Origin of the sequence: Novosphingobium sp. SG707 (assembly GCF_012275515.1) — a bacterium.
GTDB lineage: Bacteria > Pseudomonadota > Alphaproteobacteria > Sphingomonadales > Sphingomonadaceae > Novosphingobium.
On record NZ_JAAZQL010000012.1, the window covers coordinates 18,297 to 31,622 of the forward strand.

At 59.4% G+C, this 13,326-nt stretch carries 8 protein-coding genes; 5 read left to right on the plus strand and 3 right to left on the minus strand.

From position 1 onward, the window contains the following. Nucleotides 1–15: 15 nt before the first annotated feature. Together FHW92_RS22740 and FHW92_RS22745 are read right to left on the minus strand one after the other, a co-directional pair. Nucleotides 16–1,500 (minus strand): M48 family metalloprotease, encoded by a 1,485-nt coding sequence (locus tag FHW92_RS22740; protein ID WP_168605584.1) that lies wholly within the window; start codon nucleotides 1,498–1,500, stop codon nucleotides 16–18. A gap of 116 nt (nucleotides 1,501–1,616) precedes the next feature. Then, a complete protein-coding gene (locus FHW92_RS22745; RefSeq protein ID WP_168605585.1) occupies nucleotides 1,617–2,468 on the minus strand; it encodes a hypothetical protein in 852 nt (283 codons plus the stop codon). A gap of 385 nt (nucleotides 2,469–2,853) precedes the next feature. Here FHW92_RS22745 and FHW92_RS26285 point away from each other — a divergent pair, with 385 nt between their 5' ends. From FHW92_RS26285 to FHW92_RS22770, 5 genes are all read left to right on the plus strand, one after another. Then, nucleotides 2,854–5,592, plus strand: coding sequence for a GMC family oxidoreductase (locus FHW92_RS26285; RefSeq protein WP_168605586.1), 2,739 nt, complete (start codon nucleotides 2,854–2,856; stop codon nucleotides 5,590–5,592). 50 nt (nucleotides 5,593–5,642) lie between these two features. After that, entirely contained in the window at nucleotides 5,643–6,071 is a 429-nt protein-coding gene (locus FHW92_RS22755) for a hypothetical protein (RefSeq protein WP_168605587.1), read from the plus strand. 740 nt (nucleotides 6,072–6,811) lie between these two features. Further along, nucleotides 6,812–7,741 (plus strand): hypothetical protein, encoded by a 930-nt coding sequence (locus FHW92_RS22760; RefSeq protein WP_168605588.1) that lies wholly within the window; start codon nucleotides 6,812–6,814, stop codon nucleotides 7,739–7,741. Nucleotides 7,742–8,324: 583 nt separating this feature from the next. Further along, entirely contained in the window at nucleotides 8,325–9,074 is a 750-nt protein-coding gene (locus tag FHW92_RS22765; RefSeq protein ID WP_168605589.1) for a sugar transferase, read from the plus strand. Between the two features lie 377 nt (nucleotides 9,075–9,451). Further along, nucleotides 9,452–11,131: a GMC family oxidoreductase gene (locus FHW92_RS22770; RefSeq protein ID WP_168605590.1), complete on the plus strand. Its 1,680-nt coding sequence runs from the start codon at nucleotides 9,452–9,454 to the stop codon at nucleotides 11,129–11,131. A gap of 66 nt (nucleotides 11,132–11,197) precedes the next feature. Here FHW92_RS22770 and FHW92_RS22775 read toward each other — a convergent pair whose 3' ends face one another. Continuing rightward, the gene (locus FHW92_RS22775; protein WP_168605591.1) at nucleotides 11,198–13,045 is read right to left on the minus strand and encodes an acyltransferase family protein; all 1,848 of its coding nucleotides are present in this window, start codon (nucleotides 13,043–13,045) and stop codon (nucleotides 11,198–11,200) included. Between the last annotated feature and the right edge of the window lie 281 nt (nucleotides 13,046–13,326).

Consider the following 13,326-nt stretch of genomic DNA (forward strand, 5'->3'; position numbering starts at 1 on the left):
CGGCCGGGCGCGGCACTATCGTTTCCACACGACCAGCTTGACCATGCTGCCCGGCGTCAGGCGCGTTGTCTCGGGGGAAAGACCGTTGAGCACCAGAAACCGTTGCGCCGCATTGTCGGTATAGGCCATGCGGGCGGCCATGGTGGCCACCGTGTCACCCGGGCCGACGCGGGCGACATCCACAATGCGCGGACGGATCGCGGCGGCCTCTGCCGGGGTGATGCGGCGAAAGCCGTTGACCAGCGGGGCCAGATCGCCAAGCCCGCGCCCGGCAGGCTGGATCACCGTGAAGGCATAGGCCCGTTCCGGCGCGACCGCGATGGCCACCACGGTCAGGTCCATGGCCGTTGCCCCGTTGCTGCCCCGTGCGGTGGCGCTCAGGGTGGATAGGCCGTTGATGGTGCCGGGTGTGCCCTTGATCTCGCCTACCTGTCCATCCTTGGCGATGGCGGTGAAAGCGGCCCGCAGCGCGGCGTTCAGATTGCCCTTGTAGGCGCCGGTGAAACGGGCCTGTCCGGCGACCTGACTGCCCTTGGCCGATATGGTGACGGCGTCCGATCCGTTGGACATGCCATAGCCGCCCGGCACGGTGAAGCGCAGGCGGTCCGGCGTATAGGTGAAGGTCTGCCCCTCTATCACGCCCTGTTCGGGGTCATCGTCATAGATCATGCCCTTGAGCGAGAGCAGGAACGTCTCGTTTGCCCGCGACCCGGCGGGTGCGCCCACGCCCATCTCTCTGGCGCGGGCCAGCGCGCGGGTGACGCGGGCCTCAGGGTTGGGGTGCGACATGGCCCAGCCCGGCGTGGTGCGCGCATTGCCCGCCAGATTGGCCTCCAGCCCGGTCTGCGCCGCCAGCGAGGAAAGCATGGTTGAGGCATAGGCGGGGCTGTAACCGGCCTTTTGCATATAGACCGCGCCCAGATCGTCGGCCTCGAATTCCTCGCCGCGCGAATAGGCCATGACATGGCCCACCACCAGCCGGTTGATCCCGGCCTGACCGATCTGGCTGCCGATCTGACCCATGGCGCCGCCGCCCAGCACGCTGCCCAGCACGGCTTGGCCCAGCGCGCCCAGCAAGGTGCTGCGCTGGGCCACCTGCTGGCGTTTTGCCGAATGGCGCGCGGCAATATGGCCTGTCTCATGGCCCAGTACAAAGGCCAGTTCATCCTCGTTGTTCATCAGCGCGAGCAGCGCCCGCGTCGTGTAAACATAGCCGCCGGGGATGGCGAAGGCATTTTCGACCGGCGAATTGAGCAGAGTGAAGGTGAAATCGCGCTCCACATTGCTGATGCCCGATTGGCCGGCGACTTTCAGCCCCACCCGGCGCACCATGGCGGATTGAGGGCCCGAATAGGCGCCGCCATATTCGGAAAGCATGTCGGGGTGCGCCTTGCCCCCCGTGGCGCGGTCATCGGGCGAGATAGCCTGGGGGCCGGGCAGATTGATGGCAGGCGTTGCCGCCGTCAGAGCCATCAGAGCCACCAAACCCAGCTTCTTCATATACATCCCCCTGCCCCGGTCGGACCAGCAATAAACCGGCGGGCATGGGCATGGCAACCACGAACCGGGGCGCCGCCTTGGCATGGAGTCCTGATGGACGGCGCCCTTGTCGATGTTCAGACGCAGAGATTTTTGTAGGCGGCGCCCAATTGGGGGTGGGTGCCATCGGACAGGCGGCAATCGATCACCTCGAGCCGGTCCCACCAGCATTGGTGATGAAGAGTGGTGCCCAGGCCGGTCAGCCACAAGGCCGCCGAATTGAGATCATTGACAAAAATGTCCGAGTCCATGCCCCATTCGCTCAGGCCGTAAGGCTTGCTGTAGCTCTTGGCGAAGTTGGAAGCCCACGCAAGACCGCGCTTTTCATTCAGGAACCAGGCAAAATCGCCCGGCTTGTTATAGCGGGCCTGCATGTAGAAATCCTGCGAGATGATTTCGACATATTGCGCGCCCGGCCAGCAACTGATCGGATCGAGCGACATGGTGGTCACATTGGGGCACCATATGCGCTGGAAGCGATAGGACACGCCCTTTGCGATTGTGGCGATACGGCGGAATGCCTGAATGAACAGCGTGTTGTTGAACTGGCCATTCTTGTCGATCGCGGCGTTTTCCTGCCACGACAGATTGAATTCCCAGGGCAGGCGGACCAGAATGCCGGTGCCATCGGCCGGGGATGCCGCGAGGATGGCCTTGAACAGGTTGGTATAGAGCGTGTCATGGGTCCCGGCCGCGATGGCTTCCAATTGCCGCGAACCAGGGCAGGGCACCGACCACAAGACCCGCGCGCCATCTGCTATGAACTGGCGCCCTTGCTGGCATATCCAGTTGATCGAATTGGCAAGCTCTGTGGCATTGGTCTGGTTGAAGGCCAGCACGGTCAGCGGAGGCTTGCGCCCCAGCCAGCCGGCAAAGCGCAGGTAGAGCGACGGGTCATTGCCGACAATCGCGCCGCCAAGGCCGGGCATTGTGCCGGCCGCCGCCGGTTGTGACAAAGCCGGAAGAATTGAACTGATTCCGCCGACCGCCATGGGGGCTGCCAATGAATATCTTAAAAATTCTCTTCTGGAGCTATGCATGGAAACATCCACTTATGATAGTAGGCGGCGGCAGTTTTTGTTAAAGTAAATCTGCAGCCTGATTGAGTGGTGAATACTTTATGCATGCCGTTATGGAGCAATTGGTTTTAAACTGATTTACGAAACAAGATTAATGTCTAGGTTAGAAATGAAATTTATTAAGTGGATCATTCTTTTTATAAATAATTATGGAGTAAATAGCCGGGCTGTCGTATAAACCGATCATTGACTATTCCCGGTTTTCGGGAGAATCATGTCTGGTGGATAGGTATTTGTGCTTATACGTTTCCCGGAGATCACCGAAAGCAATCGCGAGATCCACGCGGACGTTTGCATCGCCGGGGCCGGGCCTGCCGGATTGACACTGGCGGCGCGGCTGGCCGGGCGCGGGCGCAAGGTGCTCCTGCTGGAGGCGGGCGGCGAACACCAGACGAGCGAGTCGCAGGCCTTCTATGCCGGGCGCGTTGCCGATCCTTCGGTGCATTGGCCGCTGGATACCTATCGGGTGCGGGCTTTGGGCGGAACGGGGCGCATCTGGGGCGGCAGGGCGATTCCCTATGATCCCATCGATTTCGTCCGACGGCCGTGGGTCGCCCATTCGGGATGGCCCATCGGCTATGAGGATCTGGCGCCCTATTATCCTGCCGCCTTGGCCGCGGCGGAAGGGGGCGCCTTCGATTACACGCCTTCCGGCCCGATCGTGCCGGGGCTGGATGGAGAATGGCTGCATACCACGATCGAGCGTTTCAGTCGGCCGACCGATTTCTGGACCCGTTACGGCCCCGCGCTGAAGGCCAGCGATGTTCAGGTGTTTTCCGAGGCGGCGGTCACCGGCATCGCACTTAACGAACAGGGCGCGCATGTCGATCACCTGGTTGTGCGTTGCGGCGAAAAACAGGCCAGGGTGCGCGCGGGCTCTTATGTTCTGGCCATGGGCGGGCTGGAAACCACGCGGCTGCTGATGGCGTCCAATGATGTGCTGCGCGATGGCATCGGCAATGGCGGCGGCTGGCTGGGGCGCGGCTATATGTGCCATCTGGCCGCCACTTTCGGCGAGGTGCAGTTGCATGGCGATCCCCGCTCGATCGGTTTCGATTATGAACGCGATGGCGAAGGCATCTATCTGCGCCGCCGAATCGCGTTGACCGAACATGCCCAGCGCGAACTGGAGGTGATGAATTTCACCGCCCGGCTGCATATTTTCGATGCCAATGATCCGGCGCACAGGAATGCCGTGCTGTCCCTGATCTTTCTGGCCGCGTTTGCCGTGAAGTATGAATACAGCAGGGGTATGCGCGAGGCGGACCGGTCCTGGCCGGTCATGATGCGCCATATCGGCAATATCGCCCGCGATCCGATCCGGCTGTTCAATTTCGCCCGGACATGGGGCGTTCAGCGCTATCTGGCCAGCAGGCGCATTCCCTCCATTGCGCTTTATTCACGCCATGGCCGCTATCCGCTGGAATTCCACGCCGAGCAGGCCCCCAATCCGGAAAGCCGGTTGCGCCTGACCGAGGATCGCGATGCCTATGGCATGCCGCGGTTGGAGGTGGACTGGCGCGTCACGCCGCTTGATTTCGCCACGGTGCGTAAGTCCTATGAGTTGATGGCGCGCGAGATGGAGCGCACAGGAACCGGCCGTCTCACCTATGACGATGCCGCGTTGGAGGCTGCCGTGCTCAAGGCCGGGGCCTATGGCGGCCATCACAGCGGCACCGCGCGCATGTCCGCCTCGCCCGCCGATGGCGTGGTGGATGCCGATTGCCGGGTGCATGGTCTCGACAATCTCTATGTGGCCAGCAGTGCCGTCCTGCCCACATCCAGCCAGGCCAATCCGACGCTGACCATTCTGGCGCTGGCACTGCGCCTTGCCGATCATCTGGAATCCTTGCCGACCGATAAGCCGATACTGCAGCCCGCGGATGTTTCGCATGAGGGCGAAAGCAAGGGCGCGGCGCTGGTGACGGGGGCGAGTGGTTTTGTCGGCCGCGCGGTCGTGCGCCACCTGGCGGCGGCGGGGTGGACGGTCAAGGCCGGCACACGCAACGGGACCATGGTTGAAGGGGCCGCGCAGGCGCTGCGCTGCGATGTGCTGGATCCGGCCAGTGTTGCGGCGGCCATGCAAGGCGTGACGGCGGTGGTCCACTGTGCGGTCGGCGCCCCCGATGATACGCGGGTCATCATCGAAGGCACGGCCCATGTCCTGGATGCGGCGCTGGCGGCGGGGGTGCGGCATGTTGTTCATATGAGCTCTGTTGCGGTCTACAGCGGGCAGGACGGCCTGATCGATGAACTGTCGGACGTGTCCTCTCCGCAGGGGGCCTATGGATTGGCCAAGCGCGAGGCTGAGGAGCTTTGCCGCAAGGCGGTGGGCAAGGGGCTGGGCGTGACCATTCTGCGGCCCACGCTCATTTGGGGCAGGGACAGCGCGCAATGGACCGTTCCCTATGTCCGCCGCATGGGCAGCGGACGCTGGCATGCCTTGGGCGCGCAGGGCAATGGGTTGGCCAATCTGATCCATGTGGAGGATCTGGCCGGTTTTGTGACGCATCTGCTGAACGCTCCGCCGCCGCGCGCCGAGGCCATATACAATGTGAACGGGCCCGAGATTCCGAGCTGGAACCATTATCTGGAATCCCTTCGCGTCGCGTTTGATCTGCCCGAACCGCGCGCGCCGCGTCGTATGGCGGGATGGGCAACGCGGTGTCGCGTGGCGGTGCGGTTATGCGACAGGCTGATAGTCGGGCGCCTGTGGCCCAGGCGCAGGCCCGCGCTGTGGGCTTGGCTGCGGGAATGGGCGGAGGCCATCCCTTCGCGGGATGAAAGCCGCCGCTTTGGCGCCGTGCTGCGCTATGATGTCAGCCGCATGAAATCCACAGGCTTTCACCCGACTTATGATCTCGCGCGCGGTCTTGAGTCATGTCGGCCTCAGCCCTGTCCTCAGGCCGAGGGGGCCAGCATCCCGCATGTCCATGCGCCATCCCATCGTGAATCAAGCCTTTCAGGAGTGTAAAAGACATCATGCCCACACCGGCAAATTGGATGAAAGCGTCGGCCTTGGCCTTGGCGGCGATGGGCTGGGTTCAGGATGCCGCCGCGCAGGACGGAACCAATGGCAACGCCTTGCAGGCCAACACCACGCAATGCATCAGGCGTGAAACCGATGATCGCCCCAGCATAAGGGGGGACGATAAGGCGATTTCCATCTGGGTCAGCGTCAAACAGCCGACTCGGACCCTCCTGAGCGCCGACATTGCCGCCCGAGGGACGCGATTTGGCAAGGTGCGGCTCAAGCTGTATTTGGATGGTGTCCCGGTTGGCCGATCGTCCGAGACGGCAGAGAGCAAGGGGACAGGCGTGCTGACAGCCCATGCTTCGGCGCCGGTGGATTTGACTCCGGGGCAGCAGCATAAATTGACAGCAAAGCCCGAGGCGCAGGGCAAGGAATTGCTTAAGCTGCAATTCCAGGTCGGCCTTGGCGGTGGCTGCTGAGCGCAGCGCCGCCAGCAAGAGTTTCTCATGAAGGACTGATTTCCGATTCCGCGGGGGCCTTTGCGGAAAAGGAGGTCCCGTGTCTGCTTCGGGCGTTGCAGGCTGGATGCGCCGCTCCTCGTACACCGGCCCAGTGGTTTGATGATGCAGGGAAGGCGTGCCTTTGGCGGCCGTATGTCGAGAGGTGCGTGCGCATTCTTCCTTGGCAATATCCGACATGCGGGAATCGCTGTTGGGCCGATTCTGTTCAGGGTGCCTTGGGGCAATCATCCTGTGGGCGCTGACGGTGCGCTTGGGTGGATCGCGCATTTTATAAGCGTAATTACCTATTACGTATAAGTATAGAGTCCGAAGTCATAATCGCAAAGCTGGTAAAACGGCGATTTTGTCCGAATTGCCTCCGTTCAAACCCGCTGACATCCTTTGCCGTGATAACGATTGGGGCTGGCAAGGGGCGTAGGACGGTGGCCGGGATAAAAATGGCGATCGGCGCAAAAGAGTACTTTGATATTCAGTAAATATTTGTATTATATGGAATATATTCCGATGACCTCCGGCCGCCCTGCTTGGGGAAGGGGTGTTTTTGTGCATCGGTCTCGGCGTGCGCCCAAGTGAAGAGCATTAACCCTATTTGATGCAATAAACTTCAATCACCATTATCTAATTTTGTGAAATCGTCAAATTTCTAAGAATAGATTGGACATTTCATGATGATGAATAGGCGCAAGTACTTAAAGGTCATGTCGGCAGTCCCGGCATCTGCCTTGGCTTATGCTGCGGTGGGCGACGAGGCCTTTGCCGCGACCGGTTCGAATTTTATCGGGACCAATTCCGGATATGCTTTGAGCGATTACAAGCTCTTCACGGGCTGGTTCGGACGGGTGCCCAATTTCACGATGCTTTGCTTCAATCTGGCGCTCACGGGCGCGGATCTGACCAAATCGATTGCCTATATTTCCTCGCTTGGCGCATCGATGTATCAGCTCGGGTCCTCGGTGATCTGGTCGGTGCCTTTCCCCGGTCCAAGGCAGATCGAAAACGTCAATTCCGGGCAGTTTGACGATCTGTACACCTCGGTGTTCAAATCGATCCTGGCCAATGCGCCTGCGGGCGGGGCGCCGATCTATGCCCGTCTGCCTTGGGAATTCAACGTCACGACCGACAACTGGCATTGCGCAGCGGTGGATTCCAACGGCCTGCCCAGCCCAACCAAATTTGTCGCCGCCTGGATCCGCATCGCCAATATCGCGCGCAGCGTATCTCCGCGCTTCCAGCGGATCTGGTGCCCCAATGTCTGCACCCGCCAGATCGACCCGCTGTCCTGCTGGCCCGGCGCGCAATATGTCGAGATCGTCTCGCAGGATATCTATATGCGTTCGAGCAGTCTGGCCCCTTCGGCATTGTCGACATGGCTGATGCCGGAACCGCGCGGGCTGACATGGGGCGCGAATTTTGCTGCATCGCAAAATAAACCCTACGCTCTGACCGAACTTGGCTTTGATTCCGATGTGTTCGCACCCAGCCTCGAGCTGATCGGTCTGTGGTTGAAGGGACTGGGCAGCCGACTGCACCATGTATGTTGGTGGGATCGCACAACGGATATCAATTGCAAGCTTTCGGACGGCCAGCACGCGACGCTTGGCGCCACATTCAAGGGGCAATTTGCCTGATCCGGGAGTCGTCTTGCAAACCGATGAAGGGCAGCGGGCGACTCCGGATTTTTGAATAAAGGCATGGCCTGATTGGTGAAAATATATCAGATAATATGCCAATATGGCATATGAAAAAATGTCATCTATGAAAACATCTTGCCGATTTGGCGAAAATTTTGCGCCCGCATTGGTAAAAAGTGCGGCATTGTGCTATTTTTCGTTCGTGCCGGCGCCCCGATCTAACCTAAAATTACGGCGGTGATGCGCTCTCGCCAGCGCAACCGATGAATTGCCCCCAAACCGGACCAGACAATGCAGAGCCGAAACAGGGATAGGAATTTCAAGGCGCCAGAGCGACGGCTCAGATTGCGTGCGCTTCTTGGTTGGCATCTGTACGAAATTTTGCCGGATGTTTGGTGATAATTTTCTACTTTTAATGATTTTTCAGAAAATATGTATGTAATAATACCTAAAGTTCTATAGTTGAGTCTGAGAAATTATCCAGATTGACTGAAGCCATTTTGGATTATTCGCGGGTTACCTGAGTGAGTGGTGTGATTTATATTGCGCTGCACACAAAAGGGGACCTTTCATGGTTGCAATGCCTGCGAAATCTATCGTTTCGACGCAAGAAGCCGCCGTCATCATCGATGATCGGTTTGCCAACCGTCGCAGCCCGGCCCAGTTCCGCGGGGGCAGCGGCGCCAACGACGTGCGTCAGGATGATGGCGCGCCTCGATCTGGCGTGGACTGGTTGCGTGCCATTGACATTGTGCTGGCGCTGGCCGCCTTGATCGTGCTGGCGCCCGTCATGTTGGCCGTGGCCGTTCTGGTCAAGCTGACCAGCAAGGGACCGGCGATCTTCCGCCACCGCCGTATCGGGCGCAATGGCAAGGATTTCTATTGCTGCAAGTTCCGCACCATGGTCTGCGATGCCGACGTGCGGCTTGCCAAGCTGCTGCGCGAGGATCCCGCCGCACGCGCCGAGTGGGAACAGGACCACAAGCTGCGCAATGATCCGCGCATCACGCCGATCGGCAGCTTTCTGCGCAAGACCAGCCTTGATGAGCTTCCCCAGATCTTCAACGTCCTGATGGGCTCGATGAGCTGGGTCGGTCCGCGCCCGATCGTCGCCGGCGAAGTGATCCGCTATGGCCGCCGCTTCAATGCCTATTGCGAAGTGCGGCCGGGTATCACGGGTCTGTGGCAGGTTTCGGGCCGTAATGACACGTCCTATCGCCGCCGCGTTGCCATGGATGTGCTCTATGTGCGCAGCCGCAGCCTCCGCCTCTACAGCATGATCATCGTGCGGACCGTTCCGGCAGTCCTGCGCCAGCAGGGTTCCTATTAAGGCTCTGCAGATCACCACTTTGGTCGCAGCATGAAATGCCCAACGGAGCGTGCCTGCTCCGTTGGGCATTGTCGCACTCATGCCCGGCGGTTTGTGGTGCGGCATGTTCTCTCTTGCGGGATGCCGATTGTCGTTTTGATCCGGCTTGAAAATCCGGTGGTGCGCAGGGACGTTGATCTTCATTTATCCGCATCAATAAATCGCGAAAATTGAATTTATCTGCCCAGCCTGGCTCTGCCGATCGCTGATTTTTCAAAATCCGCCGCGGATTGGCGTCGTTGCTCCGTTTCCGATTTTAAGGCTATTTTCGGTCATGCCCGGAACGAATATTTTCAATCATTATCAACTCCCCCGCATATACAGGAGATGCAAGGATCATGATCGTCGATGCCCGCAAGGCCAACCTGGCGGCAAACGTTGAATTCGACCTGATCATTGTCGGGTCCGGGGCCGCCGGGATCACCTTGGCGCTTTCGCTGCGGCAATCGGGTTTGAAAATCGCCATGATCGAGGCCGGGGGCGAACGCTTTTCCGCCGAGGCGCAGCAATTGCTGGCCAGCGATGCCATCTCGCCCAAAACCCATTCCCCCACGCACATGTATCGCCAGCGCCTGCTCGGCGGCTCAACGGCCATCTGGGGCGGGCGATGCATCCCTTTTGATCCCATCGATTTCGAAGATCGCCCTTGGATGGAAGCGGCCCATTGGCCGATCACGCATGGGGATGTCGCCAAACATTGGCCTCAGGCTTTGCGGATCGCCGAAGCGGGCCTGCCCGAATTCAACGCGGCGCAGGCTTGGCCCGGCGATCAGGAACCGATGGTCAAGGGCGTGGACAGCGCAGATGTGATTCTTGATCGCATCGAAAGGTTCAGCAAGCCATCCCATTTCGGCAAGATCTGGCGCGAGAATATGGAACAGGCCGCCAATCTGACGGTTTACACCCACGCTCCGGTCACTCAGATCCTCCTGCACGACAATAACAGCGTGCGGGGCGTGCGCTGTTCAATTGATGGGCGCGCGGTGGAAATGACCGCCCCTCGCGTTGTGTTGGCCGCCGGAGGCATCGAAACCGCCCGCCTGCTGTTGGCCAGTCGCGAGAGCCAGTCCGTTGGCGTCGGGAATGGGCGCGATCTGGTGGGGCGCTATTATCAATGCCATCTCGAAGGTGAGGTGGGGCATCTGCATTTCCTCTCGCCCTCGTCGGACTTGCGGCTCAATTACGGCAAATCGCATGATGACATCTATTGCCGCCGCTACATCTGGCTGTCGCCCGAGGCGCAAAGGCGCGAACATTTGGGCGGCATGGTGTTGCGCCCCGGACACCCCAGCATTGTCGACCCGCGCCACCGCCACCCGGTGCTTTCCGCCATGTATCTGGTGAAGAACTTCATCGTGCCCGAATATGCCCGCAAGATGACGGCGCTTGAACACAAGATCCGCGCCAACCATTCTTCGGGCCTTTCCTATTACGGCGCGCATATCGCCAATATTCTGCGCGGTGCGCCCAAACTTGCCATATTCGGCACCGATTGGCTGCGACGGCGGACGCTTGCCAAACGCAAGCTGCCGTCGGTTGTGTTGCCCGATCCGCGCAACTTTTATCCGGCGGACATCAATGCCGAACAGGAGCCGAATTACCTCAGCCGCATTTCGATCGGCGATACGCGCGATGCGTTGGACATGCCGCGTGTGCAGGTCGACTGGCGGACGACCGATGCCGACTACGAAAGGCTGGTGCGCTCGATTCACACCATTTCGGCCGCCTTTGCCACCAGCAGGACAGTTCGCTACGATGTGGAGGGCATCGATGTTGCCACGCTGCGCGATTTGATCGTGCCCATCGGAGGGCATCACATCGGCACTGCGCGCATGGCTGACAGCGCTGCGGAAGGCGTTTGCGACAGCAATTGCGAGGTGTTCGATGCGCCGGGCCTGTTCATTGCCGGTGCGGCCAGCTTCCCCACTTCCAGCTTTGCCAATCCGACGCTCACCATTGTGGCTCTGTCGCTCCGGTTGGCCGAGTATCTGGCGCCGGGCAGGACTCTGTCGATCTGAATTGCCGCCGCCGCAGCAAGCGGGGCGGGCCTTGTCGGCCTGCCCCGTTTTTCGTTTCTGCATCTGTTACTTGCGTAGGGGGAAGTAGGTCTCCACCGCCCATTGGCTGCCGGCGGCCGAAAAGTGGCCGTAATCGGCATAAAGCCAGATTTTACCGCGACGATAGGGGCATTGCCTGCCTGAACACAGCGCAGCAAGAGGATCGATAAAGCCAGCTTGAGCCGATTGCGCCTTGAGTACGGCATTGATGGCCGGATCAAAGGCAATCGGCCATTGCCCGTCGGGCGCATTATGTCGGCCGCCCACATAATCGACCCTTTGCACATCGGCCACGAATTCGGGAGTTTGCCCGATGACATAGACCTTCGCCCCCCGCGCGCGAAGCGCGGCAATGGTTTCATGCAAACGGTCCAGAGTGCGCTTGGGCGTATCGGTCCATTTGGCAGCAATCACCACCGTGTCGACGTGCAATTGCGTGACCATATCCGGCACGCGGCCGTTCGACACCTGACACCCTACGCGCGAAAGACTATTATAGGCCAGAATGGGCGGGCAGCCCGCAAAAGTGTATTGCAGGATTTCCGCATCTCGATTGGCCGCATCACGGACGAGGCCGGGCGTATAATGGGCGGCAAACGAATCCCCCCACAACAATACGCGGTGGGCTTTGCCGTGCGTCCGGGTGCAGAGCCTGCGGTCCCAGTCGATAGGATGCGCCAAACTTTCATTGAAACAGTGGGGGCCGCCCCATTGTCCCTGGGCCGAATTGTCGGCCAGGGCAAAATCGGAAAACCGCTGGGGAACGCGATGGGTCGCGATGCCCAGGCCCAGCGCGACCAAACCCGCCGCAGAAGCGACGATGATCGTCAGTCTTTTTCGGGGCAACAAGGTTTTCCGGCGCCCGGGCTGTTCAAAAAGCTGCCAGATCAAGCTGGCCAGAATCAGGCTTATGGCCACCAAGGCCCAACTCTCGCCCATCGTGGGAGGGCGCATCATGCGATATTCCCAAAAGGCGGCAATCGGCCAATGGACCAGATAAAGCGAATAGGAAATGTTGCCGATAAAGCGGAAGGGCGCCCATGACAGAGCCCGGTTCGCCACGGGCGCGCGGTCCGTGCCGGTTCCGGCCCATATGACCAGCCCGGCCCCAAGACAGGGCGCGATCGCGTTCCACGCCGGAAACACGTCGGTTTCCCGCAAGATCAGCATTGAGCCAAGGATCAGGGCCAAGCCGGAAGCGCCGGCTGTTTCACGCCACAGGCGTGATGCAGGCAAGCCGCCTCTATCCATGACCACCACGGCCAGAAAAGCACCGGCCAGCAGTTCCCATGCGCGGCAAGGCAAGAGATAGAACCCGGCCGCAGGCGCAATGAAGGCGGCGCCAATGCAGACAGCCAGGCTGCCGAGAAGCGCCAGAGTGATCAGCAGCAGCCGGTGGGGTTTGCACCACCGGCTGATCAGGACAAGGGCCGCAGGCATCAGGAAATAGAATTGTTCCTCAATCCCCAGAGACCACAGATGGAGCAGGGGTTGGCTTTGCGATTCCGGCGCGAAATAGCCGCTTTGCTTCCAAAAGTAGAAATTGGCTGCGGCGAAAACCGCACTGATCAGGCTGAAGCCAAAGGCAGCGAAATCGGGAGGCAGCAACAGCCACCATGCACCAATGGCCGTTAGCAGACAGGTCACGATCAATGCAGGCATCAATCGAAAGATACGGCGCTGGTAAAACCTCAGGAAACTGAATTCATTCTGCTCTATATTGCGCATGATGCCGGAGGATATCAGGTATCCGGATATGACGAAAAATACGTCAACACCCGTAAATCCACCTGTTGTAAAGCCCATCTTGAAGTGGAATTCGAGTACCGCCATAATCGATATGGCGCGAAGTCCCTGAATGTCTTGTCTGATCATAATTACACTTTAATAAATGGGCTTTCGGATTTTTGCAATTTAAGCGGGCCCAGTATCTGGATCAAATCCAGATGGTTCCATATTGGGGGATCACGGGCGGCCCTTGCGCAATGTTTCCCTTGTGCTTTGACTTTTCCGACAAGAACCTATTCGTTTCGATTTTCTGGATATTGTTGCGGAATTTCGATTGGATTCTGAGAAATTATAGGTAAAATTTCATATAAATATCTAATGATTTGCAAATATCAAACGATATTATTAACTATATTCCGGGGTGAGGT

Coding starts and splice junctions, on each gene's coding strand:
- FHW92_RS22740 (WP_168605584.1), bottom strand. CDS start 1,500: ATGAAGAAGCTGGGTTTGGTGGCTCTGATGGCTCTGACGGCGGCAACG.
- FHW92_RS22745 (WP_168605585.1), bottom strand. CDS start 2,468: ATGCCCGGCCTTGGCGGCGCGATTGTCGGCAATGACCCGTCGCTCTAC.
- FHW92_RS22760 (WP_168605588.1), top strand. CDS start 6,812: ATGTCGGCAGTCCCGGCATCTGCCTTGGCTTATGCTGCGGTGGGCGAC.
- FHW92_RS22765 (WP_168605589.1), top strand. CDS start 8,325: ATGCCTGCGAAATCTATCGTTTCGACGCAAGAAGCCGCCGTCATCATC.
- FHW92_RS22770 (WP_168605590.1), top strand. CDS start 9,452: ATGATCGTCGATGCCCGCAAGGCCAACCTGGCGGCAAACGTTGAATTC.
- FHW92_RS22775 (WP_168605591.1), bottom strand. CDS start 13,045: ATGATCAGACAAGACATTCAGGGACTTCGCGCCATATCGATTATGGCG.